Source organism: Amycolatopsis sp. NPDC051373, assembly GCF_040689465.1.
In the GTDB taxonomy this organism is placed as follows: Bacteria; Actinomycetota; Actinomycetes; order Mycobacteriales; family Pseudonocardiaceae; genus Amycolatopsis.
This window is the reverse complement of sequence record NZ_JBFBAE010000001.1, coordinates 465,697-491,517: the sequence shown is the minus strand read 5'-3', so window position 1 is coordinate 491,517 and position 25,821 is coordinate 465,697. Positions and strand designations below refer to the sequence as shown.

Sequence of the window (25,821 nt, the reverse complement as noted above, 5' to 3'; positions counted from 1 at the left end):
CGCGTGCTGCTGGCGGGGCTGTGCACCGTCGACGTCGTGCAACGGGTGTCGCACTTCCCGGCGCCGGGCGAGAAGGTGCAGTCGCTGCGGGTGGACGTCGCGGCCGGTGGGCCGGCGACCAACGCAGCGGTGACCGTGGCCGCGCTCGGGGCCGCCGCGACGCTCGTGACGGTCGTCGGCGCCCACCCGCTGTCAGCGCTCGCGCACGCCGACCTGATCGCGTACGGAGTCGACGTCGTGGACCTCGATCCGGCCCGCACCGACTCGCCGCCGGTGAGCGCCGTGGTCGTGCGCGATTCCGACGGGGAGCGAACGGTCGTCTCGCGCAACGCGGCTTCCGGTGCCCCGGTGGAGGTTCCGGATCTCACTGACCTCACAGGGCTCGTGCGCCAAGCCGATGCGGTGCTCGTCGACGGTCACCACCCCGAGCTCGCGCTGGCCGTCGCGCGGGCCGCGCGATCACTCGGCGTGCCCGTCGTGCTCGACGCCGGCAGCTGGAAACCCGTGGTGGAAGACCTGTTGCCGCTGGTGGACGTCGCCGCGTGCTCCGCGCACTTCGCCGCGCCCGGGCCGGGCCTGCGTGAACGCGGAGTACCCGTCGTGATCAGGACCGCGGGGCCGGATCCCGTTCGCTGGAGCACTGCGGAAGACTCAGGCCAGGTGCCTGTCAACGATGTCGAGGCGCGGGACACACTGGCGGCCGGCGACGTGTGGCACGGTGCGCTCGCGCACGCGGTCGCGGCCGGTGGAAGCTCGGTGGACGGGTGGATCCGGCACGCGAACGCGGTGGCCGCCGAGCGCGTCCGCCACGTGGGGCCGCGGTCTTGGACGGCGGCGATCTCGAAGTTGGGAGAAGGAGTGCGATGACGGCGTTCGAAGACCTCCTGGCACGGGCCGAAGGGCTCGCCAAGCCGCGGCAGCGCAGCGTGCTCGGCATCATCGGCGCGCCCGCGTCCGGCAAGACCACGCTGGCCTGGGCGATCGCCAACGCGCTGGGCTCCCGCGCGGCGGTGGTCGGGATGGACGGCTTCCACCTCGCGCAGGTGGAGCTGCGCCGGCTCGGGCGCGCCGAGCGCAAGGGCGCGCCCGACACGTTCGACGCCGCGGGCTACGTCCACCTCGTCCGCCGGCTCGCGAAGGGCAAGGAAACCGTTTACGCGCCGGAGTTCCGCCGTGAGATCGAGGAGCCCATCGCCGGCGCGGTCGCGGTGGCGCCCGAGGTGCAGCTGGTGATCACGGAGGGCAACTACCTGCTGCTGCCAGACGACCCGTGGAGCGGCGTGCGCCAGTACCTCACCGAGGCCTGGTTCCTCGCGCCCGACGAGCCCGAGCGGATCGAACGGCTGGTTTCGCGCCATCGCCGTTACGGCCGGTCACTGGTCGAGGCGCGCCAGCGTGCGCTCGGCTCGGACCAACGCAACGCCGACCTCATCACGAGCACCCGTGACCGTGCCGACCTCCTGCTGGAGAACCTGCCGCTCGTGAACTTCGCCCTGTGAGCGGAGTTCTCGTCGTCACGGGCGGCAGCCGGGGGATCGGCGCGGCGATCTGCACCCTCGCGGCCGAGCGCGGCTACGACGTGGTGGTCAACTACTCCGGCGACTCCGAGCCGGCGGCCGAGGTCGTTTCCCAGGTCCGGGCGCACGGGCGCAAGGCGCTGGCGGTGCGCGCCGACGTCGCCGACGAACGGCAGGTCCGCAAGCTCTTCGGCACCGCCGGGGAGATGGGGTCGCTGGTCGGCGTGGTCAACAACGCGGCCATCACCGGCAACACGCCGGGGCGCCTGGACGAGCAGAGCCCGGCCACCGTGCGGCGCGTGCTGGAGGTCAACGTCGGCGGGGTGTTCCTGTGCTGCCGCGAGGCCGTGCGGCGGCTCTCGACGCGGTACGGCGGTCCCGGTGGCGCCATCGTCAACGTCTCGTCCACGGCCGCCCGCACGGGCTCGGCGGGTGAGTGGGTGCACTACGCCGCGACGAAGGCCGCGGTGGACACGCTCACGTTCGGACTCGCCCAGGAAGTGGCGGGCGAGGTCATCCGCGTGAACGCCGTCGCGCCCGGGCTCGTGGCCACGGGTCTGCACGAAGCGGCCGGCCTGCCGGACCGGCTGTCTCGGCTGGCGCCCGGGATTCCGCTCGGTCGGCCGGGCGAACCGGAGGAGATTGCCGAAGCGGTGCTGTGGCTTCTGTCACCGGCATCGTCCTTCACTGTCGGCGCCGTCCTGGAGGTCGGCGGCGGCCGCTGAATAGCGTCCCACCATGTGGTCTTTGCCCATTTCGGCGTTCCACTGGGGTGCTACTCGTGTTCACGTCATCCCGGCTTGTGGGACGCCGGGCGACGAGGAGATCACGATTCGTGGCGGAAGTCGGTGAATCCGTCCGCCCGATCGGAGCGGCTGTGTCACTCTGGTGGAGCCTCCGGAGCAGTTGGACGACCGGGGTCGCGGCGGCGCCGGTTCACGGGGTGGGTGACAAGCGCCCCGCGTCGTAAACGCACGGAGTGCGCAGCCGGGGGTCGGAAAGGACGGCCGCGAAAGTCATGCCCAAGCTCACGTCTGTGCACCATCTGGCGCTCACCGTGACCGATGTGGAACGCAGCGTCCCGTGGTACGCGCGGGTGCTCGACCTCGAGGAGAGCCACCGCCGCGAAGACCCCGGAACCGGGATCCACAAGGTCGTGCTGAAGTCCGCGGGCGACGGGTTTTCCGTCGTCCTGGTCCAGCACCCCGACACCGACCGCCGTTGTTTCGACGAGCGCCGGACCGGGCTGGATCACGTCGCGTTCTCGGTGTCGTCGAAAGCGGAACTCGGTGAGTGGGAGGACCGGCTCTCGGAGTACGGGGTGTCGTACCTGCCGCCTCGGGAGTCGCGGACCTTCGAGGGGTCGTCGGTGATCGTGTTCCGGGATCCGGATGGGATTCAGCTGGAGATCTGGTCGGATCCGGAGTTGTAGGGCGGACGCGGCTCAGCCGAAGAGGTCCGTGCTGTGCCGGGAACGCCGCGCGCTCAGTAGGTCGATCGGTGTGGCCGACGCGAAGAGCGGGAGCCCCAAGGTCACCGTGCGAGCCGGGAACTCAGGCGTGCGCGTCGTCCGGTTCGTCGACCGGTCGCCGCATTTCCTGCCGGTACCGAAGCACCCCGTACCCCGTCCCCAGGACGAAGAACGCCACCGAAATCCACAGGGCCGCCGTCTTCAGCCACGGCAGGGCGTCCAGCAGGCCGGCGCCGTAGTAGCCCAGCAGGACCAAAGTGGGGACCCACAGCAGGCCACCCAGGCTGGTGGCCAACAAGAACCGCCGGGGGTCCATGCGGGCGGCGCCGGCGATGAGCGGGGCGAGTGTGCGGATCCACGGGATCCACCGCGCCGCGACGATCGCGAAGAAACCCTTGCGGTCCAGAAACCGTTGGGCGCGGTCGAGGTTGTGCCGATTGAGCACCTTGCCGCCGCGGCGGGCGATGAAGCGGGTGCCCGTGCTGCGGCCGATGTAGTAGCCCACCTGGTTGCCGCCGACGGCCACCACGAGTGCGGCGCCGGACAGGAGCCACGCGTTCGCGTCGGAGCCGTGCTGCGCGAGCACCACGCCGGCGCCGAAGAGGAGCGAGTCGCCCGGCAGGAAGAGGCCGACGATGAGCGCGCATTCCACGAACACGAAGGAAAGCACGATCACCCAGACGAGCAGCGGGCCGGCCGTGTCGAGCCAGCTCACGCCGACTCCGGCGGCCTCGATGCTTGCGGGGTTCACGCGAAGAGCCTACGTGGCCACGACCGACGGAAAGAAGGAACCATCGAATCCAGCCTTCCGGTCACTTTCGGTATTCCTGGAATGAACTGCGCGTTCACCAACGGCTCAAACGAACGGGCCGCCCGGGACAGTTCCCGGGCGGCCCGAATCGAACAAAACGTCTAGAACTGCGGCAGGGACTCGCCTTGCACCGCTTCGATGTCCAGCTCCACCTTGACCGTGGTGCCGATCGCGGCGACGCCCGCGCGGACCATCGCGCTGTAGTTGATCGCGAAATCGTTGCGGTGCAGCTGGGTCTCGGCGTGGAACGCGGCGCGCACGCCGCCCCACGGGTCCGGGCCGTGGCCCTGGTAGCGCAGGTCGAGCTCGACCTGACGGCGTTCGCCGTGCAGGGTGAGCTCGCCCAGCAGCGCCCAGGTGTCCGTGCCGCGCTGCGAAATGCCCGTGCTCTCGAACGTGATCAGCGGAAAGGCCTCCACGTCGAGGAACTCGGCCGAACGCAGGTGGTCGTCGCGCATTTTGATGCCGGTCTCGATGCTGCCCGCCTTGATCTCGGCGAACACCGTCGAACGCTCCACCGGGCGGCGGATGTCGATGCGTCCGCCGACGTCGGGGAACCGCACCTTGATGCTGGCGATGCCCATGTGGCGCGCGGTCGCGACCACCGACGTGTGGACCGGGTCGATCGTCCACGGACCGGGCGGCGGCAGCTCCACGGCCTCGGCCACGGGGGCCAGGGCGATGTCGCCGAGCAGCCCGGCGCCGTCGGAGCCGACCTGCACGGTGCGAGCCATCGGCGTGTACCCGGGCGCCGTGATCACGGCGGTGTAGACGCCCGGGGGCAGCGGATCGGTCGCCACCGCCCCCTTCGCGTCCGTGACCTGGCGCGCGATCTGACGGCCGTTGAGGTCGGTCACCGTGAGCACGGCGTTCTCGACCGGCCAGCCCGCATTGGCGCGGAGCTGTGCGCGCAGGCCCCCGCTCATGAGCGGTCGACCAGCTCGTCGAGAGCCTGGTCGTAGCTCAGGCGCACGTCGTGCTCGGCCTCGCCGTCGGTGAGGCTCACCTGGCTGGTGGCCGGCGGGTAACCGCTCGCCACCACCGTGTACGAGCCCACCGGCAGGTCGCTCACCACGTAGCGGCCTTCACCATCCGTGCGCGCGACCGCCGCGACGTTGCCGTTCGCGTCGAGCACGGTGATCCGCGCGTCCGGCACGATCCGGTCGCCCTCGGTTCGCGCGATGCCCTGCATCAGCACGGCGCCGGCCAGCTCGACGTCGTGGCGCAGCACGCCGCTGTCGGGCACGGTCAGGGTGACCGCCACCGGGCGGTAGTGCGGGCCGCTCGCGACCAGCGTGTACTGCCCGGCACCGACACCACTGAAGGTGTAGACGCCATCGTCGGCCGTGATGAACGCGCCGTTGACCTCGCCGCGCGAGTCGGTGAGTGTCACGGTGGCGTTGGCCAGCGGGGAACCGATCCCCACGGACCGCACGACACCGGTCAGCTCGCCCGAGCCGGTGAGCGTCACGTCGAGCTTCGCCGGCCCGCCGCCGACCACCACGCTGGAGGCCTGCGGCTGGTGGCCGGGAGCGGCCACGATCAGCACGTAGGTGCCCGGGCCCTGCGTCGGCACGGAGTAGCTGCCGTCGCCGTTGCCGGTCGCCCGCGCCACCTGACGGCCCTGCTGGTCGATCAGCGTCAGCGCGGCGGCACCGACGTGGCTGCCGTCCTGCCGGCGCACGTGCCCGGTCACCGGGGGACCGCCCGCGCCCAGCGGCACGTCGATGCCCGCACCCGCGGCCGAGTTGGTGATCGGCATGGGCAGTGAGCCCGAAATCGCCTGCGGGTCGCCGTGACCGTTGCCGTTCATCGAGTGCCTTCCCCCTGCGCCGACGAGAACGGGTTCTCGCGGCTGTTCTTCGAAGAGCGAGCCCGGCTTGGCCGCCTGGTCGACGATGTCCGTCGGCGTCTCGCTCTCCTCGAGCAGTGCCTCGCCACCTTCCACCGCCGCGGCGGCCGGGTTCATGCCCGCGAGCGGGATCTCCTTCAGGAAGCACAGCACGATCGTGGCCAGCAGTGCGACCGCGCCGGCGACGTAGAAGACCGTGGTGATCGACTCGGTGAAGCCGACGAGGATCGGGGTCTTCAGCGCGTCCGGCAGCGTCTGGATCACGCTGGTGTTGGTCTGGATGTCGGCCAGCTGCGCACCGGCACCGGCCGGCGGGTTGCCGCCGAACGCCTTGGTGATGTTGCCCGGCAGCACGTTGAACAGAATCGTGAGGAACACCGCGACACCGGCCGTACCACCGATCTGGCGGAAGAACGTGGCCGCTGCCGTGGAGGCGCCCATGTCACTGCGCGGGCCGGCGTTCTGCACCGCGATGACCAGCGTCTGCATGCACTGGCCGAGACCGAGGCCGATGATGGCCGCGGCCACCAGCGGGTGCCACAGCGGCGAGTCGTACTTGACCTGCGCGAAGAAGAACGCGCCGCCGGCGATGAGCAGGGTGCCGACGATCGGGAAGATCTTGTAGCGCCCGGTCTTCGACATGATCCGGCCGGAGCCGATCGAGCTCAGCATCAGGCCGCCCATCAGCGGCAGCATCAGCAGACCTGACTCGGTCGGCGTGTAGCCCTGAACGACCTGCATGAACTGCGGGATCATCGTGATCGCGCCGAACATGGCGACACCGACGATGACACCACCGATGATCGCGACGGTGAACGTCGAGTTCTTGAACAGCCGCAACGGGATCAGCGCGGCGTCCTTCATCAGCTTCTCGACCACGATGAACGAGATGATGCCGATCGCGCCGACGGCGTAGCAGAGGATCGCCTTGCCGTCGCCCCAGCCCCAGGTCTGGCCCTGTTCCGCGACGATCAGGAACGGCACCACCGCCACGACGAGCGAAAGCGCGCCCCACCAGTCGATCTTGTGCTTCTGTGGCACGTGCGGCACGTTCAGCACCTTGGCGACCACGAACAGCGCGACGATGCCGATCGGCACGTTGATCAGGAAGACCCAGCGCCAGCCGGAGATGCCGCCGAGCGTGTCGAACCCGGCGAAGAACCCGCCGAGCACCGGACCGAGCACAGTGGACAGACCGAAGACGGCGAGGATGTAGCCCTGGTACCGCGGGCGTTCGCGCGGCGGCACCACGTCACCGATGATGGTCATGGCCAGTGACATCAGGCCACCGGCGCCGAGACCCTGCACCGCGCGGAACGCGGCGAGCTCGTACATCGACTGCGAGAACGTCGAAGCCAGCGAACCGGCGACGAAGATCGAGATCGCGGCCAGGTAGAACGGCTTGCGGCCGTAGATGTCCGACAGCTTGCCGTAGATCGGCGTGACGATCGTCGACGTGATCAGGTACGCCGTGGTGGCCCACGCCTGAAGGTCGAAGCCGTGCAGGTCGTTGGCGATCTTGACGATCGAGGTACCCACGATCGTCTGGTCCAGTGCGGCGAGGAACATGCCGCACATGAGTCCGCTCAGGATCGTGACGATCTGGCGGTGGCTCAGCCGCGGCACACCCGACGCGTCGAGGACGGGTGCGCCCCCCCGCTGCTGAGGTTGTTTCTCGATGGTGGTCATGTGGTTGCTAGGCCCCCTTGGAGTGCACCGAGTCCGCCGGCGCGGAGTCGGTCATGTCTGGAAAGTTGTTCTCGATACCGGTGTTGAGCCGCCCGAACAGCTCGTTGAGGGTCTCGCGATCCTCCTGGGTCCAGTCGCCGAGCACGTCGGCGAGCCAGAGGTTGCGCTGCTTGCGGTTCTCGTCGAAGACCCGCAGGCCTTCGGCGGTGGGCGCGAGCAAGCAGGCGCGGCCGTCTTCGGGGTCGGCTTGACGTTCCACCAGTCCGTGCTGCACGAGCGCGCTCGACTGCCTGCTGATGGTGGAGATCTCGGAGTGCAGGAACTCGGCGAGCTTGCTGGTGCGCTGCGGCCCCTCGTGGATGAGGCAGAAGAGGATCGCGTACGCGGCCCGCTCGATGCCGTCCGGACCCTGCTTGGAGACCTGCGACTTCGCCTTGGTGATCAGGCGCATGAAACGGACCAGCTCGTGTCCGAGCTGGTCGGCCAGGTCGAGCCTGTCCTTGGGCCGGGTGGCGGCGCTGTTCGGTGCCATTCGGTCGATCTTTCTCGCGGTGAAACGAACCGTTGTTTGGCGGCTGCAACTAGTTGCCTTTAGCAAGAGTGTGCCTGATCCGTGCTTCGCGCAAGCTCGCGGACCCCGGTTGTGTCGCATCACACTTTAGTTGTTGCATGCAAGCAGATATTCACCGGAGGGTGTTCGTCCGTTTTCTCCCGAGTCCGAAGGCCCAGGTCAGGGCTCTGGAACTTGACGAGGGAACAAGACGGAATGTGACGGGTTGAAAAAGCTATGACCGACGACACACCGCTGTACGACCTCATCGGCTCCCGCCGCAACGGCGTGCTGGCCACGCTCAAGCGCGACGGCCGGCCCCAGCTGTCCACCGTGAGCCACCACTTCGACGCCGCCGAGCGCAAGATCCTCGTGTCGATCACCGAGACACGGGCGAAGACGAAGAACATGCGCCGCGACGCGCGCGTGAGCTACCACGTGGGCAGCGAGAACGGCTGGTCGTACGCGGTGGCGGAGGGCAAAGCCGTGCTGACGCCGGTCGCCACGGCCAAGGACGACGCGACGGTGGAGGCGCTCATCGACCTCTACCGCAAGGTCGGCGGTGAGCACCCCGACTGGGACGAGTACCGCGAGGCGATGGTCGCGGACCAGCGGCTGGTGCTGACGATCAACGTCGACCGGGTCTACGGCCTGGTGCGCTGACAGGTCGGCTGGATGCGCAGCCGGATGGCGCCGGGCAAGTCGCCATCCGGCTGAAATCTGGAAATTCTATTCCGCACTGCGGAGATATTTGTGCCTACGATGAAGCATGAGCACTGACGCCCTCCTGCAGCGACTCCGCGACGAGCTCGGCAAGGAGGCCGTGCTCACCGACGCCGACGTGACCGCGAGCTACTCGCGCGACATGATGCCGCTCGCGCCGTCCGGGAAACCGCTGGCCGTGGTGCTGCCCGCGGACACCGCGGGGGTGCAGGCCGTGGTCAAGGCGTGCGCCGAAGCGAAGGTGCCCGTCGTGCCGCGCGGGGCGGGCAGCGGCCTGTCCGGTGCGGCCAACGCCATCGACGGCTGCGTGGTGCTCGTGCTGACCAAGCTCGACGAGATCGTGGAGATCGACCCCGCCAACCGCCTCGCCGTGGTGCAGCCCGGCGTGGTCAACCTCGACTTCCGCAACACCGTGGAGAAGCACGGCCTGTTCTATCCACCCGACCCGTCGAGCTACGACTGGTGCACGATCGGCGGCAACCTCTCCACCAACGCCGGCGGCCTGTGCTGCGTGAAGTACGGCGTGACCACCGACTCCGTGCTCGGCCTCGAGGTCGTGCTGGCCGACGGGTCGCTGCTCAAGACCGGCCGCCGCACTGTGAAGGGCGTGGCGGGTTACGACCTGACGAAGCTGTTCATCGGCAGCGAGGGCACGCTCGGCGTGATCACGCAGGCCACCGTGGCGTTGCGCCCGCTGCCGCAGGCGCCGGCGACGCTCGTCGCGGGCTTCAGCACCACGGAGGCGGCGGGCGAGGCCGTGGCGCGGGTCGTGCGCGAGGGACTCGTGCCGTCGCTGCTGGAGATCATGGACGCGGCGTCGATCAAGGCGTCGGAGACCTACCTCAAGACCGACCTCGGCGCGGGTTCCGATTGCCAGGCGCTGCTGCTGGCGCAGTCCGACGTCGGCGGCGAGGCCGCGTTGCGCGAGCTCGCCGTGTTGGAGCAGATCTGCGCCGACTGCGGCGCCGACCTGGTCTACGCCACCGACGACCTCGAAGAGGGCAAGATGCTGCTGCAGGCCCGGCGAGTGGTCCTGACCGCGCTGGAAACCTACGGCATCTGGCTCACCGACGATGTCAGCGTGCCGCGCACCCGTATCGCCGAGCTGATCCGCGGCTGCGAGCAGGTGAGTGAGAAGGTGGGGCTGAAGATCGCCGTGGTCGGCCACGCCGGCGACGGCAACATGCATCCGACGATCGTCTACGCGCCCGACAACGAGGACGAGTTCGTCCGGGCGCGGCAGGCGTTCGACGACATCCTGGAGATCGGCCTCTCGCTCGGCGGCACGGTGACCGGCGAGCACGGCGTCGGCAAGATCAAGCGCGACTGGCTTGCGCGCGAGATCGGGCCCGTCGGGATGCGGGTGCACCGGCAGATCAAGCAGGCACTGGACCCGGAAAACCTGTTCAACCCGGGGTCGATGTTCTCGATGACGGACTGAGGTTTCACGAAAACGGCGCCGGTCCCTTGCTCGGGGCCGGCGCCGTTTTCCGCGTTTCGGTCAGTCGCGCACGCGCGGGATCCGCTGGGTGACCTCGGCGGCGTTTTCTTCCGGCGCACCCACGCGGGCCTTCTTCTCGCGGCGGCTCTTGAGGTACTCGAGCAGGATCGGAACCACGGACACGAGCACGATCAGCACGAAGATGGCGTCGACGTTGTCGCGGATGAAACCGATGTTGCCCAGCAGCGAGCCCAGCACAGTGATGCCCGCGGCCCAGGCGATGCCGCCCAGCACCGTGTAGGTGAAGTACCGCTTCGGGTCCATGCGGCCGATGCCGGCGATCCAGGTGATGAACGTCCGCACGAACGGCACGAACCGCGCCAGCACCACGGCCTTGGGCCCGTGGTGGTCGAGGAAGGCGTGAGTCTTGTCGACGTACTCCTTCTTGAAGAACTTCGAATCGGGCCGGTTGAACAGCTTCGGGCCGACGAAGTACCCGATGTAGTACCCGCAGACGTTGCCGAGCAGCGCCGCCACCGTCACCAGCACGCACACCACCCACAGGGGCGCCTGCAGCGTGCCGTTGGCGATGAACAGGCCCGCTGTGAACAGCAGCGAGTCGCCCGGCAGCACCGGGAAGATGCTGCTCTCGATGAAGATGATCAGGCAGAGCACCGCGATGACCGGCACGGTCAGGCCGGACAGCAGCTGCTCCGGGTCCAGCCAGGACGGCAGGATGGACATGGTCGTCACTGTGCTCTGGGCGAGAATCACACCGAAAACGGTACAGGGTGACGCTGAGTGCCTTCACAGGGAGAACCACCGCAGGTAGTGGGGGTTTTCCGGAATTGTCAGACGAGGGTGAGCAGTCCGATGACCGAGCCCGCGGCCAAGCCCAGCAGGAGAGCCAGCAGCAGCACCCAGTGCGCGGGCAGCGGCGCGGGGCCGGGCGCGACCTGGCGGACCGTCGCCGGATCCGGTGCGGGAACGGGCTGAACTCCCGAAGAGACCGGCGTCGTCCGTTGGCCGGAGGCGTCGTCCAGGGCCGCGCGTTCGCGTTCGAGGGAGTCGGCCCCCGCGCCGGAGAGCAGGCCGTAACGGGGTGGGAGCTCCTCGGTGGGGCCGGTCGCGCCGGCGGAGCCCGTGGAGTCCGGGGAGCCCGTGGAGTCCGGGGAGCCGGAAGACGCCGGGGGCTGCGAGCTGGTGTGCGGGGCGAACACGGCCTGGGCGCGCAGGGCGTCGGCGAGCAGTCGCTCCGGGTCCTTCGGCTCGCTCATCCCTCTCCGTACTTCCCCGCGGGCGGCCCGCGTAGTCGCTTACGTGCTCAAGGTAGCCCGGCCGGCCTCGGCGACCCACTCGCCCCGGCGCAGCACCCGGACCGGCCGCAGGTCGTCGTCGAGGATCACGACGTCGGCGGCGAGGCCCGGCCGCAGCGAACCGGTGCGGTCGGCGATGCCCAGCAGCTCGGCGGGCCGGCCGGAGGTCGCCCGGACGGCGTCGAGGACACCGAGTTTGGCACCCTTCACGAGGTTGCGGAAGGCGTTGTCCATCGTCAACGTGCTGCCGGCCAGTGATCCGTTGTCCAGCGTCGCCACGCCGTCGTGCACGTCGACCTCGAGTCGGCCCAGCGTGTAGCGGCCGTCGGCGGCGTCGGTGGCCGACATGGCGTCGGTGATCAGTACGGTCCGGCCGCGGCCCGCGTGCGAAGCGGCCAGGCGGACCACGGTCGGGTGCAGGTGCACGAGGTCGCAGATGAGCTCGACCGTCACGCGCTCGTCGTCCAGCAGCACACCGACCGGGCCCGGTTCGCGGTGGTGCAGGGGGCGCATGCCGTTGAACAGGTGCGTCGCCACGGTGGCGCCCGCGTCGATGGCCGGCACGAGTTGCTCGGCGAGGCCGTCGGTGTGCCCGATCGCGGCCGTCACACCCGATTCGGCGAGCTGGCGCACGGCCTTCACCCCACCGTTGAGCTCCGGCGCGAGCGTGACCATGCGGATCGCGCCGGCGCCCGCGCGCAGCAGCTTCTCGACGGTGCCGGTGTCCGGTTCACGCAGCGTGTCAGGATCGTGCGCGCCGCAGCGGGCGCGTGAGATGAACGGGCCTTCGAGGTGGATGCCGGCGAGCTCACCGTCCTGCACGAGCTCGCGCAGGGCCGCGATCTGCTCGGTCAGCAGGTCGATCGGGTCCGAGACCAGGCTCGCGAGCGTGGTCGTGGTGCCGTGGCGGCGGTGCGCGCGCACCGCCGTGAGGATCTCGTCGGGGTCCAGTGTGGAGAACGAAGCGCCGCCCCCGCCGTGGCAGTGGGTGTCGACGAACCCGGGCACCACGAGTGCTCCGCCCACGTCGACGACCTCGGTGTCGGGGCCGCCCGGCGGCGTCCCCGTGCCGACCGCGGCGATGCGCCCGTCGGAGACGGCGAGCCAGCCGTCGTCGAGTACGCGGTCCGGGGCGACGACCCGGCCGCCCGTGATGACGAAGTCTCCGGCGTGCTTCACGCCCTCCAGCATATATTGGTCTGGACCAGACATGGCTACGCAACTCGGTGATCGCGATTGGTCCACCCGGGTCACTGTGGGGTCTGCATCGCCTTCTGCAGGGCCTCCAGCGCCCGGCTGGCGGTCGACTTAACGGTACCCTTAGAGATGCCCGCGGCCTCGGAGATCTCGGCCTCGGACAGCCCCCCGTAGTACCGGAGCACCAGCACCTCGCGCTGGCGCGGCGGGAGCTTCGAAAGGGCGCTGACCACGGCTTGGTGCTCGCTCGACAGCATCGCGAGACTCTCCGCGGAACGCGCGTTCACGGCGTGCGGAGGCACGTATTCACGCGCGGTTTTCCGCCGCCGCAGCACGCTGCGCGAGCCATTGACCACGGCCGTGCGCAGGTATCCGACGGCCGCGGCAGCATCGCGCAGCCGGCCCCAGTTGCGGTGCAGACCGGTGAACGCCTCCTGCACCACGTCCTCGGCCGTCGCCGGCTCGTCGACCAGCAGGATCGCCAGCCGCACGAGCCGCATCCGGTGCTGGCGGTACAGGTCCTCCAGGGTCAGCGGTGCGGCCGGCTGCTGCGGCGGCACCGGCCCGTCCATGGTCCGCAGGTGCCCGAGGGTCGCCTCGACACTGCGTTCCGCGTTGCCCTCCAGCATGTACCCCTGCCTGCCTGTTCTCGACCCCTGTGGTGCCCCTGCGCCGAGCTGCTGACGCAGCCCTAGCGTATCGGGTGAGCTCTGTCCCGCCACTGGTCGGATGCTGGGACCACAGGGTGTTGCCCAGTAGCGTCGGCAGCGTCACCAACGCACCCACCCGGGAGATCCACATGGCCTGGTACCTGGTCGAAATCCGTTACGTGCAGGAGAAGGTGGCCGACGTCCGGCCCCGTCACCGTGAGTGGTTGAGCCAGCACTCCGCCGACGGCCGCGTGGCCGTCGCGGGACCGCTCGCCGACGGCTCCGGTGGTCTGGTCCTGTGGCAGGCCGAGGACGAGGCGGCCCTCGAGGAACTGATCGGCAAGGACCCGTACCAGCTCGAAGGCGTGGTCGCCGATCGCTCGATCCGGGAGTACAAGCCGGTGCTCGGCGCTTGGGTCCCGCAGGCGTAGCACCTAGAGCTCCAGGACGGCGGGTCCGCGGTCCACGCAGATCCGCACCGGCCCGCCGTCCGGGGTCGCCACGGCGCACGTGCCGCAGAAGCCCTGGCGGCAGGAGAACGCCACGTCAGGCAGCACTTCGCGCACGACGTCGAGCGTCGAACGGTCGGCCGGCACGGCGAGCGTGTGGCCGCTGCGGCGCAGGACCACGGTGTACGGCCGCCCGCCGATGATCGGCGGGGTCGAGAAACGTTCGAAGTACACGGCCCTGGCGCCGGTGAGCTCGAGGTCCACGCGGACGCCGGTGATCATCGGCGTCGGCCCGCAGCAGTAGACCGAGGCGCCGTCGGGGACGCCCTCCAGCAACTCCGCGCCCGAGGCCGGAATGCCGTACTCGGTGTCCGGACGGAACCACACGCGATCCCCGGGCAAATCCGAAAGTTCTTCCACAAACGGCATCGACTCGCGGCTGCGTCCCGTGCAGACGAGCCGCCAACCGGCTCCGCGGGCGTCGGCCGCGCGGACCATCGGCAGGATCGGCGTGATGCCGATGCCGCCGGCGATGAAGACGTACGAGTCCGCCGCGACGAACGGGAACGCGTTGCGCGGGCCGCGCACGTCCACCTTGGTACCGGGTTCGAGCGCGTGGACCTCACCCGAGGCCGCACCGATCCGCCGGACGGCCACGCGGTAGTGCGAGAGGTCGCCGGGGTCGCCGCAGAGCGAGTACTGCCGGACGAGTCCCGACGGCAGGGTGAGGTCGAGGTGCGCGCCCGGCCGCCAGCTCGGCAATGGCTCACCCTCGGGCCGCGCGAGGCGCAGGGACACCACTTCGTCGGCTTCCGGCCGGACGGTGGTCACGACCAGCGGCAACGTCCGGTCCACCGCCTGCACGGGCAGGCGGCGCCGGCCGGAGTACCGGGCGAGCCGGCGGTAGGCCGCGCCGACGCCGACCAAAGTGGACATCAGCCAGTCGCGGCGGCCCGTGCCGTCGAGCCGCGGCGGGAATTCCGGTGCGGTCATCGCGGTGCGGTCACTTCGGTGCGTCGGCCGCCCGGGCCGCCGGTGAGCTCGCCAGGTACGCCACGGCCTGGTCGGTGTTGCCGGTCTCCGTCGGGTGGTACGAGCGCCGGAAGTACGGCCGGATCTCGCGCAGCAGCTCGCGCGGCGAAGGTGCAACACCGCGCTTCGCGGCCTTCAGGTACGCGCGCCAGGACGCTCGCCCCGGCCGCGTCGGGTCGTTGCGCATGAGGAACTTGGTGCCCCGCGCGAAAACCCACGCCAGCGCCGGCGTCACCACGGCCATGCTGCGCACGCGGCGCGAGTAGCGGCCGTCGAGGTGGCAGAACAGGTCGTAGGCCACGGACCGGTGCTCGACTTCCTCCGCGCCGTGCCAGCGCAGCAGGTCGAGCATCGTCGGGTCGGAACCGGCGTCGTCGAGCGCCTTCGCGTCGAGCACCCACTGGCCGAGGAACGCGGTGTAGTGCTCGATCGCGGCGATCAGCGCGAGCCGTTCGACAAGCCATTCCTCACCGGCGCCAGGACGATCTCCCAGCAGCCGGCGGAACAGCCACTCCATCTGCGCGACGTACGGCCGCACGTGCAGGCCCGCGGCTTCGAGGTGCTCCGCAACGCCGTCGTGGGCCTCGGCGTGCATGGCCTCCTGGCCGGTGAAGCCGAGGACGTCCTCCTTCAGCCGCTCGTCGCGGATCAGCGGCACGGCCTGCTTGAAGACCTCGACGAACCAGCGTTCGCCTTCGGGCAGGGCGATGTGCAGCACGTTGATGCTGTGCGTGGCCTGCGGTTCGCCGGGGATCCAGTGCATCGGCAGCGTGGCCCAGTCGAACTTGACGTCGCGCGCGTGCAGCATGATCTGTTCGTGCTCGACGGGATTCGCCGGGTTCACGAGGCCCGCCCGGACAGCTCGTAGTCGCTCGGCTCCACCCGGCGCGTCTCGAGCCAGTACTTCCACGTGAAACCGGGCCAGATCGTGCGGTTCGCGCCCTTGGCGTCGAGGTACCAGCTCGTGCAGCCGCCCTGCGTCCAAACGCCCTTCACCAGCTTGTCCTGGATCTCGGCCTGGAACTGGTCCTGCACGGACGGGCGCACGTCGAGCGCGGCGGCGCCGTGGGAGTCGGCGAGCCTGATCGCGTCGACGACGTAGCGCGACTGCGACTCGATCATGAACACCACGGAGTTGTGGCCCAGCGCGGTGTTCGGGCCGAGCAGGAAGAACAGGTTCGGGAACCCGGCGACGGTGATGCCCTTGTGCGTGCGGATCCCGTCCGTGGCCCAGGTTTTCGCGAGGCCGCGGCCTTCGACGCCCGTGATGTCGAGGTACTCCAACGCATCCGTGACGTGGAAGCCGGTGCCGTAGATGATCGCGTCGACCTCGTGCTCCACCCCGGCTTCGTCGACCACGCTGTTCTCGCGCACTTCGCGGACGCCGTCGGTGACCACGTCGACGCCTCCGCGGTCGAGGGCGGGGTAGTAGTCGTTGGAGATGAGCACGCGCTTGCAGCCCATCGTGTAGTCCGGCGTCACCTTGCGGCGCAGCTTCGGGTCGCTGATGCCCTTCGCGATGTGGCGGCGCGCGATGGATTCGGCCGCGTGCATGAGCTTCGGGTGCCCGTTGAAGCCGATGGCGCGCGCTTCGAGCAGCCAGTACAACGCGTTGCGGTACAGGCGTTGCGTGCCCGGCACGTAGCGGAACAGCTGCTTCGCCCAGCCGGGCATCGCGTGGTCGGGCTTCGGCATGATCCACGGCGGTGTGCGCTGGAAGAGCGTCAGCTCAGCCACCTCCGGCGCGATCTGCGGCACGAACTGGATCGCGCTCGCCCCCGTGCCGATCACCGCGACCTTCTTGCCGCGCAGGTCGAACTCGTGGTTCCACTGCGCCGAGTGCCACGTCTGGCCCTTGAACTTCTCGATGCCCGGCAGCTTCGGAATCGACGGGATGTGCAGCCCGCCGACCCCGGAAACCAGGAACTGCGCGGAGAACTCGTCGCCGCTCTTGGTCTCGACACTCCAGCGGCGCTCGCCCGCGTCCCAGTGGGCCCCGGTGATCTCCACGCCGAACCGGATCCGCTCGCGCAGCCGGTACTTGTCCGCGACGCCCTTGAGGTAGCCGAAGATCTCCGGCTGCGGCGAGAACGACCGCGACCAGTCGGGGTTCTGCTCGTAGGAGAACGAGTACATGTGCGACTGGACGTCGCAGGCGCACCCGGGGTACGAGTTGTCCCGCCAGGTGCCGCCCACTTCGTCGGCCTTCTCCAGGATCACGTAGTCCCGGATGCCGGCCTTTTCGAGCTGGATCGCCTGCCCGAGCCCGGAGAACCCGGTGCCCACGATCACGACCTTGAACCGCTCGGTCATCTGTCGGCCTCCGCTGCGCTGGGGGTCTGCCACAGATGACGTTACCTCAAGTAACAGTTACTCGAAAGTACCTGCTACCCGTTAGTACGCTCCGCCGAGTTTCGTGTGGTCCCACGAGACGACCTTCGTCGAGTGGAAGATCAGGCCGATGCGCTTCGGGGCCTGGCGGCCGATGAACTCGCCGAGCTCGGCGGGCACGGGGTCACCCGGCTTGGCGCCCGCGTAGCGCTGCATGAGCGTGATGCCCATGCGGGTGACCTCGTCGGTGTCCTCGATGATCTGCACGTCGGCCTCGAGGGAGACGCCGCGCAGCTTCTCGTAGGAATCGCCACTCTCGACGAGCACCGTGGCCTCCGGCAGGCGGCGCAGGTTCTTGGCCTTCTGCGAGCTGCCGTACGTCCACGTCGCGACGCCGTCCTCGTGCGGGAAGTACCACAGTGGCGCCAGGTGGGGCCGGTTGTTCGGCCCGACCGTGGCGACGTTGATGACCTTCTGCTCGTCGAGGTAGGCCCGGATCTCCTCGGGCGTCATGCGGATCTGGTCGCGGCGGGACATGCGCGCTCCTATTCGGCTGTGATCTATTCGGGTCGGGTCGCAGCCCGGCCGCCGTGGCCGGTCACCGCCGACTCGTACGCGCCGCGCTGCTCGATGTCGTCCAGCGCGGCCTTGTCCGCCGCCGGCACGCGGGCCCGCGCGCCGAGCTCGACGATCGGCGGCAGGAACGCGCGCAGCAGCTTGAGGCCGCCGACCCAGCGTGGCACGTGGATCGTCCGCGCGCGCTTGAGGATGCCCGCCTCGAGGTCGTCGAGCGCCACGTCGAGCGGGTACGTCTTCCCGATCAGCCCCGGCATCGACGCCCGCAGCTTCCCGAACACCGGGTGCGCGTCGGCGCTTTCGACCAGGTCCGTGCGGATCCACGTGGGGTGCGCGACGCCGACCTTCACCCCGAGGTGCGCGACTTCCGCCCGCAGGCTGTTGGAGAACGCCTCGACGCCCGCCTTGGCCGCCGCGTAGTTCGCCATGCCGGGCGCGTGTGTGATCGCGGCCAGCGACGAGATCGCCAGCAGGTAGCCGCGCCGCTCGATCACGTGGGGCAGCGTCACGCGGAACGTGCGCCACACGCCGAGCAGGTCGACCTCGATGACCTTCTCGAACGCCTTGGGGTCCACGCTCCGCACGAAGCCGGCCGTGGCGATCCCCGCGTTGGCGATGACGATGTCGATCCCGCCGAAGTGCTCCACGACGCCCTGGGTGGCCGCTTCGAGGTCGTCCCAGCTGGTCACGTCGGCTTCCCACGCCTTGGCGTTCGGCCCGATCTTCTCGGCGACCTTCGCCTGCTCGTCCGCCTCCAGGCCGACCAGCGCGACCTTGGCCCCGCGTGCGGCCAGCCGCTCCGCCAGCCCGGCCCCGATGCCCCGCGCGGCCCCGGTGATCAGCACGACCTTGCCGTCCACGTTCTTGACCACTGGTGCCCTCCTTGGCGCGCGTTTCCGCTAGTGAAGGGGACGGTACCGCAACCTACCCGGGGTAAGCTACTTCTCGGTAGGTTGCGGTGGGTGGCAGGATTCGACCATGGATGGTGCTCGCGTGGGGATCTCGACCAGTCGTTTCTCGACGCCGCGGCGGTCTGTTCGACGCTGTTGCGACTCGATGTTGTGCGCGAGCGCTGGGCCGAACCCAGCGCGTTGCCGGAGCTGTCGGTGGGCGCGCTGGCCTGCCACCTCGCCCGCCAGGTGACACGCGCGGCCGAGCTCCTCGCGGCCCCGTCGACCCTGCCGGTGCTCGCCGCGGTCGACGAGCACTACGCGCGGGCCGCCTGGGTCACCTCGACGTCGCTCACCGACCAAGCCAACGACCGCACCACCGACGACGCCGAGGCCGCCCTGGGCTTCGACTGGATGCTGTCGCGGTACGACGCCGATCTCGCCGCGGTCGCGCAGCTCTTGCGCGGCGAGGCGGCGGAGCGGGTGGACATTCCGTGGCAGGGCTGGTCGTTGCGCCGCAACGACTTCCTGCACACCCGACTGCTGGAGCTGGTCGTCCACTCCGCCGATCTCGCCGCGAGCGTCGACCTGCCGGCGCCGGACTTCCCCGACGCGGCCTTCACGCCAGTACTCACGTTGCTGTCCCGGCTCGCCGTCCGCCGGCACGGTCAGGGCGCCGTCGTCGGCACCCTGACCCGCCGCGAACGGGCGCGGAACATCAGCGCGTTCTAGACCGACGCCTTGTTCAGCGCCTCGACCTCGGCACCCGTCAGCTCCAGCGCCACCGATGCCACGAGATCCGTCAGCTGCTCCGGCGTGCGCGCGCTCGCGATGGGGGCGGCGACCGTCGGCTGCACGCGCAACCAGGCCAGCGCCACCGAGGCGACGGACGCGCCGTGCGCCGAGGCGATCGAGTCCAGCGCCGCCAGCACGCGCTCGCCGCGGTCGTCGAGGTACGCGATGGCCCTCGGGGCGCGCGGGGAGTCGCCCGGCTCGTCGGCCGAGCGGTACTTGCCGGTGAGGAAACCCTTGGCCAGAGCGAAATACGGCAACGTCGAAAGCCCCTCGCGCGAGACCGTCGGCGCGAGGTGGGTCTCGTAGTCCCGCTCCACCAGGTTGTAGTGCGGCTGCAGGGCCACGTACCGCGCGTAGCCCTCACGGTCCGAAATGGACAGTGCCTCGGTCAACCGCTCGGCCGAGTAGTTCGACGCCGCGATGTAGCGGACCTTGCCAGCGCGCACGAGGGAGTCGAAGGCCGACAGCGTCTCTTCGAGCGGAGTGTCCTGGTCGTCCTTGTGTGCGTAGTACAGGTCGATGTGGTCGGTTTGCAGGCGCCGCAACGAATCCTCGGCCGCGGCCGTGATGTTGGCCGCCGACAGGCCCTTGCGCTGCTCCCACGCGCCGACCTTCGTGGCGACCACGATGTCGTCGCGGCGGCCGCGCTTGGTCAGCCAGTTGCCGATGATCGTCTCCGAACCACCGCCACCGCCGTACACGTCGGCGGTGTCGAGGAAGTTGCCGCCGGCTGAAGCGTAGGCTTCGAGGACCGCGTGGGAAGTCTCTTCGTCCGCGGTGAAGTTGAAGACGTTGCAGCCGAGGTTGAGGCCGTATACGTCGAGGTCCGAGTTGCCGAGCTTGGTCATGCCACGAAACTAGCCTTCAGACCCGGAAGAATCCGCCGGGCATCGGGTGTTGGGAAGGTTTATGGCTATCGAACTGGGCAGGGTCGGCATTTGGCGTAGTGCCACGCAGACGAACGGCGAGTTCGCGGCGGAGGTGGAGAGGCTCGGCTACGGCGCGGTGTGGCTGGGCGGTTCGCCGGGCGGCGACCTGGCGATCGCCGAGGAACTGCTCGACGCGACCGATCACCTCGCCGTCGCGACCGGCATCGTCAACATCTGGGCGGACACGCCCGCGTCCATCGCGAAGGCGTTCCACCGCATCGAGGCGAAGCACCCGGGCCGCTTCCTCCTCGGCGTCGGCGCGGGCCACCCGGAGGCGACGCAGGAGTACAAAAAGCCCTACGCCGCCCTCGTTGAATATCTCGATGGCCTCGACACGGCGGGCGTCCCCCAGGCGTCCCGCGCGCTGGCCGCGCTGGGCCCGAAGGTGCTGAAGCTGGCGGGCGACCGCACGGCCGGCGCGCACCCGTACCTGACCATCCCGGAGCACACGCGCTCCGCCCGCGAGATCCTCGGCTCGGGCCCGCTGCTCGCCCCCGAGCACAAGGTCGTGTTCGACACGGACCCGGAGCGCGCGCGGGCGCTCGGCCGCAAGACCGTGCAGTTCTACCTGCAGCTGTCCAACTACACGGCCAACCTGCGCAAGCTCGGGTTCACGGAGGAAGACCTCGCCGGCGAGGGCAGCGACCGCCTCGTCGACGCCCTGGTCCTGCACGGCGACGCCCCGGCCATCGCGGCGGGCGTGCGCGCGCACCTCGACGCGGGCGCTGACCACGTGAACGTCCAGGTCCTGAACGAAGACCCGTTCCCGGCATACCGGGCGCTGGCGGCCGAGTTGTTCTGAATCGTTCCACGTGAGGATGTCCATAGGCGTCCCTAATGAGGTGGACCGGCCCACGCGGCCGGTCCACCTCGTACGATGCGGCTGAGAAGACAGTCAGTTCCGAGGAGGAAACGATGCCCATCGCCACCCCCGAGGTCTACGCGGAGATGCTCGACCGGGCCAAGGCGAACGAGTTCGCCTACCCGGCCATCAACGTGACCTCGTCGGAGACCGTGAACGCCGCGATCCGCGGGTTCGCCGAGGCGGAGAGCGACGGGATCATCCAGTTCTCCACCGGCGGCGCGGAGTTCGCGTCCGGGCAGAAGGTGAAGGACATGGTCACCGGCGCGACCGCGCTGGCCGAGTTCGCACAGGTCGTGGCTGCCAAGTACGACGTCAACGTCGCGCTCCACACGGACCACTGCCCGAAGGACAAGCTCGACGGCTTCGTCCGCCCGCTGATCGAGATCTCGGCCGAGCGCGTGAAGAACGGCCAGAACCCGCTCTTCCAGTCCCACATGTGGGACGGCTCCGCGATCGACCTCGACGAGAACCTCGAGATCGCTACCGAACTGCTGGCCAAGACCGCGGCCGCGCACATCATCCTCGAGGTCGAGATCGGCGTCGTCGGCGGGGAGGAAGACGGCGTCGCGCACGACATCAACGAGAAGCTCTACACGGCCGAAGGCGACTTCCTGAAGACCATCGACGCCCTCGGCTCGGGCGAGAACGGCCGCTATCTGCTGGCAGCGACCTTCGGCAACGTCCACGGCGTCTACAAGCCGGGCAACGTCAAGCTCCGCCCCGACGTGCTGAAGGGCGGCCAGGAAGCGGCCGCCAAGAAGCTCGGCCTCGACGCCGGCGCCAAGCCCTTCGAACTCGTCTTCCACGGCGGCTCCGGCTCCCTCCCGGAGGAGATCCGCGAGGCGGTGACCTACGGCGTCGTCAAGATGAACGTCGACACGGACACCCAGTACGCGTTCACGCGCCCGATCGTCGACCACTTCTTCAAGAACTACGACGGCGTGCTGAAGATCGACGGCGAGGTGGGCAACAAGAAGGTCTACGACCCGCGTTCGTACCTGAAGGCCGCCGAGGGTGGCATGGCGGCTCGTGTGGTCGAGGCTTGCCAGGCGCTGGGCTCGGCCGGGACGAAGGTCAAGTAAGTCCTGTTCGACTGAGGTTGGTAACACATGAAACGGCCCTTCCCCCGGCGTCTCGGGGGAAGGGCCGTTTTTTGCTCTGGCTAGGCGACCAGTTTCTCGGGGGTCACCTTCCGCCGCGCGATCCAGCGGCGCGTGACCGGCCCGGCGCCCGCCCACAGGACGAACACACCGACCAAAGCCACCGCCACAGTCCAGTACGCCACCGGCGGCGCCGACTCCGTGTGCGCGTCACCCAGGAACCACACCCGGAACTGCGACTGCACCCACAGCGCCCCGTACCCGAACGCCGTCACCAGCAGCGCCCCGATCGCGGCCGTCGCGACGCGGTGACCCGCGCCGATCGTCACCGCGAGGTCCACGGCGAGGCCGACTGCCAGCAGGTAGAACGGCACCGTCGACACCGGAAAACCCAGCCCCAGCAGCAGCGGCCACATCACGCACCGGTAGGCCACATAAGCACCGGCCACGGCCAGCCCCGCCCAGCGGAACCGCAGCGTGTGGCGGGCGAGGGCGAGGATGAGCGCGGTGACGGCGATGCCCCACAGCGGATAGACCCACTCCGGGATCGGCATCGTGAAGTGCAAGATCGCCGTCCGGTCCACCGGATGCCCGATCTGGTTCGCGGCAAAGCTCAGCAGCGAAGGCTCCGCCTCCGGCGCCCCGCGCTCCCACGCGCGCAGGCCGAGGATGCCGTACTCCTGCTGGCCGTTGGGGAAAAACGTGTTCTCCAGGAAGAATGCCCACAGCGCCAGCAGCACACCCGTCCGGAAGCGCCCCGGCGGCGCGAGGCGCACCCAGCCGAGCAGGACGCCGGCCTGCATGATGCCCGTGCCGAGGTACAGCATCATGTGCGACGGGCTCCACGCGGTGAGGTCGAGGCCGTTCACGCGGTGGTTGATCACGTCCAGCGGCGCCGCGACGAGGAACACCACGAGACCTGTCTGCATCAGCCGCAGCGACGGTTTGTCGCAGCCCAGGCCCGTGTAGCTGTGGATCGCGACGAGCACGATGATGATCACCGTGCCGACGGTGTTGATCAGGTGCGGGGGCGCCAGGTCGTCGCGCAGCCACATGAAGTGCCACGACATGTCCCACGACGAGCCCACCAGCTTGAACCCGAACGCCGCCAGCCACATCCCGTAGCAGAACCGCAGCACCCACGCGGGCGTCGGCCGGCCGGCCGCCCCGCGGTGCCAGTGCCGCTGGAAGAACAGCCGGGTCTTCCCGACCGGGCTCCGCGGGATCACGTCTACCTGCGTCATGGCCGTTATCATTCCCGGCCCGCGGGCAGCGGTGGTGCGGAAGGTGGCAAACCGCTCGAAAACCAGGGTTCACCCCTACGGGTGGCGGATTTGCCTCGGCGGTCTTTTTCACGGCAGGGTGTCGCGCCATGATGCCGAAACGAGTTGTCGCCGCAGTCGTCGTCGCCGCCCTCGTGCTGGCCGGCGGAGGCGTGCTGACGAGCCTGTTCCTCTGAGTCCGCGCGGGCGTAGGCAGAATGTCGGTATGACGCACAACCTGCTTGGCCCCGAGCCGACGTTGCTGCCCGAGCACACCGCCGCCCAGGCCGCCCTGGACGCGGGCACCGACCCGTCGGCCGTCGCCGCCGAACACCCCGAATTCAGCGCCGCGTGGGCCGCCCTCGCCGAGAATGCCCTCTCGGACGGCGAGACCGTCGCGGCCTACGCCTACGCCCGCACGGGCTACCACCGCGGCCTCGACCAGCTCCGCCGCGCCGGCTGGAAGGGCTTCGGCCCGGTGCCGTGGTCGCACCGCCCCAACCAGGGCTTCCTGCGCGCGTTGGCCGCCCTCGGCATCGCCGCCGGGCGCATCGGCGAGACCGACGAGTACGACCGCGTGAAGACCTTCCTCAACGAGTCCGACCCGGCCGCGGGTGAGGCGGGGCTGAAGTGACGGTTTTGGCCTGACACTGCTGCGAAGGGCTGCTTCGCCATTGCGCGCGGAGCCCTTCGCGGCGTGCCTTCGGGTGTTCTCGAATGTGGGCCAGAGTGTCGACTTTCTGGGCCTGTGCCGGCTTTCAAATAATCAACAGCGTTCTTGCGGGGAAGACAAAACGGTCGGGGTAAGCCATTGCCACCCATCGCGATCGGAATGGTGCTGCCGGCTTCTCTAGGGTGGACGCGTGCGTCGTGTCCTCATCCTCGGCCCCGCCGGCAGCGGCAAATCCACCCTCGCTCGCCGCCTGGGCGCGGTACTGGACATGCCCGTCACCCACCTGGACCAGCTGTATTGGCGCCCCGGCTGGGTGCCGGCACCGCCTGAGGAGTTCCGCGCCGCGCAGGCCGCCGCCGTCGCCACGGACGGCTGGGTCATCGAGGGCAACTACAGCTCCGGTTTCGACCTACGCCTGCCGCTGGCCGACACCGTCGTTTTCCTCGACGTCGGCCGAACGACCAGCCTGCGCCGCGTCCTGCTGCGCCACCTGCGCGAACGCGGCCGCGACACCCAGGCCCCCGGCTGCGTCTCGAAGCTCGACCTCGAGTTCGTCAGCTGGATCTGGAACTGGCCGCGTACCCACCGCAGCCGCGTCTTGGCATCGGTGGCCGCGGACGCGCCGCAGGCCTGCCACCACCTGCTGCGCACCCGCGCGGACGTCGCGGCTTTCCTGCTGTCGGTCTAGCCGTCTTGCGGGTCGGGAGAAAACCGGACACCTCGTTCGTTGAGAAGGTATGGCTGTCGCGTTCCTGCTCTACGTCATCGCCGAGGTCGCCGCGATCTGGGCCGTGGGCTCCCTGGTGGGCGTCCTCGGCACGATCGCGCTGCTCATCGCGGGCGCCTTCGTGGGCTCCTGGCTCGCCCGCCTCGAGGGCGCCAAGGCGATGCGCGCCTTCGTCACCAAGGCCCAATCCGGCCGCCCCGCCGACAAAGAACTGACCGACGGCATGCTCATCGCCGTGGGCGGCATCCTGATCATGGTGCCTGGGTTTGTCAGCGACCTGTTGGGGTTGTTCGTCCTGCTGCCGCCGTCACGCGCGCTCGTGCGCCGCTGGTGGCTGCGTCGGGCTGAGAAGCGCGCGATCCGGTACGCGAACACCCGCCGCGGCCCGGTGATGGTGGTGGACAGCGAGGTTGTGGCCGAGGATCCCCGGCCGACGACCCACCCCGTGATCGAGGGACGCATCGTCGAGGGTTAGTCCTTGCCGGCTTGCTCAACGCTGCCGCGTTGCACACCCCCGTACTAAGAAAAATGCCGCCCTTCAGATGGTTATCTGAAGGATTCGCTAGCCGCTCCTCGGTAGCGGCGGGCAGCCCCCAGATCTATACTCATTAGCGCCCGAGCTCGACCAACCATCCGCGCAGATAGTACAGTACAACAGATTTTCACCACACTAGTAAAGTCGATCAATCAACAACTTCTTTTCATTAACCGTCAGTGACCTGGACTTCTTGATCGATTTTACAACAAGGCCGCGAATTTTTTCACCATCAAGATCCAGCGAAGTCAGCGTATAGTACTGATTGCCATTTTTTTTGGAGGAGATAAGCTCCAATCCAAGCTCCCGAAGCTCCCTGATGCGTCTCTCCGTGTGAACGTCGTCGCCATTGACAGCACGAAGCCGAGAACTGTCAACAGGTGATCCTATTTCTTCGCAAAGTACCGCGAACAACCTATGGTTAGCCTTTGTACCGTACG

The 25,821-nt window shown here is 69.2% G+C and carries 28 protein-coding genes; 13 read left to right on the top strand and 15 right to left on the bottom strand.

Going from position 1 to position 25,821, the window contains the following annotated elements:
• Positions 1-3 precede the first annotated feature (3 nt).
• The 4 genes from AB0383_RS02420 to AB0383_RS02405 all read left to right on the top strand — a co-directional run bounded on the left by AB0383_RS02420 (position 4) and on the right by AB0383_RS02405 (position 2,949).
• A complete protein-coding gene (locus tag AB0383_RS02420; protein WP_366184893.1) occupies positions 4-867 on the top strand; it encodes a PfkB family carbohydrate kinase in 864 nt (287 codons plus the stop codon).
• Positions 864-1,499 carry a nucleoside/nucleotide kinase family protein gene (locus tag AB0383_RS02415; RefSeq protein WP_364169417.1) on the top strand — a complete coding sequence of 212 codons (636 nt, stop codon included), beginning with the start codon at positions 864-866 and terminating at the stop codon, positions 1,497-1,499. The genes AB0383_RS02420 and AB0383_RS02415 overlap by 4 nt, the downstream gene beginning before the upstream one ends.
• On the top strand, positions 1,496-2,242 hold the full coding sequence (locus AB0383_RS02410; RefSeq protein ID WP_366184638.1) for an SDR family oxidoreductase: 747 nt from the start codon (positions 1,496-1,498) through the stop codon (positions 2,240-2,242). The genes AB0383_RS02415 and AB0383_RS02410 overlap by 4 nt, the downstream gene beginning before the upstream one ends.
• A gap of 293 nt (positions 2,243-2,535) precedes the next feature.
• A complete protein-coding gene (locus AB0383_RS02405) occupies positions 2,536-2,949 on the top strand; it encodes a VOC family protein (RefSeq protein WP_364169411.1) in 414 nt (137 codons plus the stop codon).
• Between the two features lie 121 nt (positions 2,950-3,070).
• Here the strand turns inward: AB0383_RS02405 and AB0383_RS02400 are convergent, their stop codons facing one another.
• From AB0383_RS02400 to AB0383_RS02385, 4 genes are all read right to left on the bottom strand, one after another.
• Positions 3,071-3,739 carry a DedA family protein gene (locus AB0383_RS02400; RefSeq protein ID WP_220245270.1) on the bottom strand — a complete coding sequence of 223 codons (669 nt, stop codon included), beginning with the start codon at positions 3,737-3,739 and terminating at the stop codon, positions 3,071-3,073.
• Between the two features lie 161 nt (positions 3,740-3,900).
• The gene (locus AB0383_RS02395; RefSeq protein WP_366184635.1) at positions 3,901-4,725 is read right to left on the bottom strand and encodes a YceI family protein; all 825 of its coding nucleotides are present in this window, start codon (positions 4,723-4,725) and stop codon (positions 3,901-3,903) included.
• Positions 4,722-7,340 carry an MFS transporter gene (locus AB0383_RS02390; protein ID WP_364169406.1) on the bottom strand — a complete coding sequence of 873 codons (2,619 nt, stop codon included), beginning with the start codon at positions 7,338-7,340 and terminating at the stop codon, positions 4,722-4,724. The genes AB0383_RS02395 and AB0383_RS02390 overlap by 4 nt, the downstream gene beginning before the upstream one ends.
• Before the next feature lie 7 nt (positions 7,341-7,347).
• Complete coding sequence (locus AB0383_RS02385; protein WP_364169404.1) at positions 7,348-7,872, bottom strand: MarR family transcriptional regulator; 525 nt, start codon at positions 7,870-7,872, stop codon at positions 7,348-7,350.
• Between the two features lie 255 nt (positions 7,873-8,127).
• On the opposite strand from AB0383_RS02385, the gene AB0383_RS02380 reads away from it, so the two are divergent.
• Both AB0383_RS02380 and AB0383_RS02375 read left to right on the top strand, forming a co-directional pair.
• Positions 8,128-8,553 (top strand): PPOX class F420-dependent oxidoreductase, encoded by a 426-nt coding sequence (locus AB0383_RS02380; protein WP_364169401.1) that lies wholly within the window; start codon positions 8,128-8,130, stop codon positions 8,551-8,553.
• Positions 8,554-8,659: 106 nt separating this feature from the next.
• A complete protein-coding gene (locus AB0383_RS02375) occupies positions 8,660-10,054 on the top strand; it encodes an FAD-linked oxidase C-terminal domain-containing protein (RefSeq protein ID WP_366184632.1) in 1,395 nt (464 codons plus the stop codon).
• Between the two features lie 60 nt (positions 10,055-10,114).
• Here AB0383_RS02375 and AB0383_RS02370 read toward each other — a convergent pair whose 3' ends face one another.
• The 4 genes from AB0383_RS02370 to AB0383_RS02355 form a co-directional block, all read right to left on the bottom strand.
• Positions 10,115-10,828, bottom strand: coding sequence for a VTT domain-containing protein (locus tag AB0383_RS02370; protein ID WP_354865376.1), 714 nt, complete (start codon positions 10,826-10,828; stop codon positions 10,115-10,117).
• Positions 10,829-10,905: 77 nt separating this feature from the next.
• Entirely contained in the window at positions 10,906-11,331 is a 426-nt protein-coding gene (locus AB0383_RS02365; RefSeq protein ID WP_366184630.1) for a hypothetical protein, read from the bottom strand.
• A gap of 39 nt (positions 11,332-11,370) precedes the next feature.
• Positions 11,371-12,561 (bottom strand): N-acetylglucosamine-6-phosphate deacetylase, encoded by a 1,191-nt coding sequence (gene nagA / locus AB0383_RS02360; protein WP_364170700.1) that lies wholly within the window; start codon positions 12,559-12,561, stop codon positions 11,371-11,373.
• 59 nt (positions 12,562-12,620) lie between these two features.
• The gene (locus AB0383_RS02355) at positions 12,621-13,196 is read right to left on the bottom strand and encodes a SigE family RNA polymerase sigma factor (protein WP_285971557.1); all 576 of its coding nucleotides are present in this window, start codon (positions 13,194-13,196) and stop codon (positions 12,621-12,623) included.
• Between the two features lie 170 nt (positions 13,197-13,366).
• On the opposite strand from AB0383_RS02355, the gene AB0383_RS02350 reads away from it, so the two are divergent.
• On the top strand, positions 13,367-13,648 hold the full coding sequence (locus AB0383_RS02350; protein ID WP_360585867.1) for a YciI family protein: 282 nt from the start codon (positions 13,367-13,369) through the stop codon (positions 13,646-13,648).
• 3 nt (positions 13,649-13,651) lie between these two features.
• On the opposite strand, the gene AB0383_RS02345 is transcribed toward AB0383_RS02350, so the two are convergent.
• The 5 genes from AB0383_RS02345 to AB0383_RS02325 form a co-directional block, all read right to left on the bottom strand.
• Positions 13,652-14,659, bottom strand: coding sequence for a PDR/VanB family oxidoreductase (locus AB0383_RS02345; RefSeq protein ID WP_366184627.1), 1,008 nt, complete (start codon positions 14,657-14,659; stop codon positions 13,652-13,654).
• Positions 14,660-14,669: 10 nt separating this feature from the next.
• Positions 14,670-15,506: a metal-dependent hydrolase gene (locus AB0383_RS02340; RefSeq protein WP_366184891.1), complete on the bottom strand. Its 837-nt coding sequence runs from the start codon at positions 15,504-15,506 to the stop codon at positions 14,670-14,672.
• Positions 15,507-15,538: 32 nt separating this feature from the next.
• Positions 15,539-17,011, bottom strand: coding sequence for an NAD(P)/FAD-dependent oxidoreductase (locus AB0383_RS02335; protein WP_366184625.1), 1,473 nt, complete (start codon positions 17,009-17,011; stop codon positions 15,539-15,541).
• 81 nt (positions 17,012-17,092) lie between these two features.
• Positions 17,093-17,566, bottom strand: coding sequence for a pyridoxamine 5'-phosphate oxidase family protein (locus tag AB0383_RS02330; RefSeq protein ID WP_366184623.1), 474 nt, complete (start codon positions 17,564-17,566; stop codon positions 17,093-17,095).
• 23 nt (positions 17,567-17,589) lie between these two features.
• On the bottom strand, positions 17,590-18,477 hold the full coding sequence (locus tag AB0383_RS02325) for an SDR family oxidoreductase (protein ID WP_366184621.1): 888 nt from the start codon (positions 18,475-18,477) through the stop codon (positions 17,590-17,592).
• A 90-nt stretch (positions 18,478-18,567) separates the two neighbouring features.
• Here AB0383_RS02325 and AB0383_RS02320 point away from each other — a divergent pair, with 90 nt between their 5' ends.
• Positions 18,568-19,227, top strand: coding sequence for a maleylpyruvate isomerase N-terminal domain-containing protein (locus AB0383_RS02320; protein WP_366184619.1), 660 nt, complete (start codon positions 18,568-18,570; stop codon positions 19,225-19,227).
• On the opposite strand, the gene AB0383_RS02315 is transcribed toward AB0383_RS02320, so the two are convergent.
• Positions 19,224-20,138, bottom strand: a complete 915-nt coding sequence (locus tag AB0383_RS02315) for an aldo/keto reductase (RefSeq protein WP_366184617.1) — start codon at positions 20,136-20,138, stop codon at positions 19,224-19,226. The genes AB0383_RS02320 and AB0383_RS02315 overlap by 4 nt on opposite strands.
• Positions 20,139-20,199: 61 nt before the next feature.
• Between AB0383_RS02315 and AB0383_RS02310 the strand changes: the two genes are divergently transcribed.
• Positions 20,200-21,021: an LLM class F420-dependent oxidoreductase gene (locus tag AB0383_RS02310; RefSeq protein ID WP_366184615.1), complete on the top strand. Its 822-nt coding sequence runs from the start codon at positions 20,200-20,202 to the stop codon at positions 21,019-21,021.
• Positions 21,022-21,134: 113 nt separating this feature from the next.
• Positions 21,135-22,166 (top strand): class II fructose-bisphosphate aldolase, encoded by a 1,032-nt coding sequence (fbaA, locus tag AB0383_RS02305; RefSeq protein WP_364169366.1) that lies wholly within the window; start codon positions 21,135-21,137, stop codon positions 22,164-22,166.
• Positions 22,167-22,246: 80 nt separating this feature from the next.
• Here fbaA and AB0383_RS02300 read toward each other — a convergent pair whose 3' ends face one another.
• Entirely contained in the window at positions 22,247-23,440 is a 1,194-nt protein-coding gene (locus tag AB0383_RS02300; protein WP_364169364.1) for a hypothetical protein, read from the bottom strand.
• A gap of 232 nt (positions 23,441-23,672) precedes the next feature.
• On the opposite strand from AB0383_RS02300, the gene AB0383_RS02295 reads away from it, so the two are divergent.
• From AB0383_RS02295 to AB0383_RS02285, 3 genes are all read left to right on the top strand, one after another.
• Entirely contained in the window at positions 23,673-24,080 is a 408-nt protein-coding gene (locus AB0383_RS02295; RefSeq protein ID WP_366184612.1) for a DUF3151 domain-containing protein, read from the top strand.
• Between the two features lie 229 nt (positions 24,081-24,309).
• The gene (locus AB0383_RS02290; protein WP_364169361.1) at positions 24,310-24,807 is read left to right on the top strand and encodes a DNA topology modulation protein FlaR; all 498 of its coding nucleotides are present in this window, start codon (positions 24,310-24,312) and stop codon (positions 24,805-24,807) included.
• Between the two features lie 49 nt (positions 24,808-24,856).
• Positions 24,857-25,321: an FxsA family protein gene (locus tag AB0383_RS02285; protein WP_366184610.1), complete on the top strand. Its 465-nt coding sequence runs from the start codon at positions 24,857-24,859 to the stop codon at positions 25,319-25,321.
• The last annotated feature ends 500 nt before the right edge of the window (positions 25,322-25,821 follow it).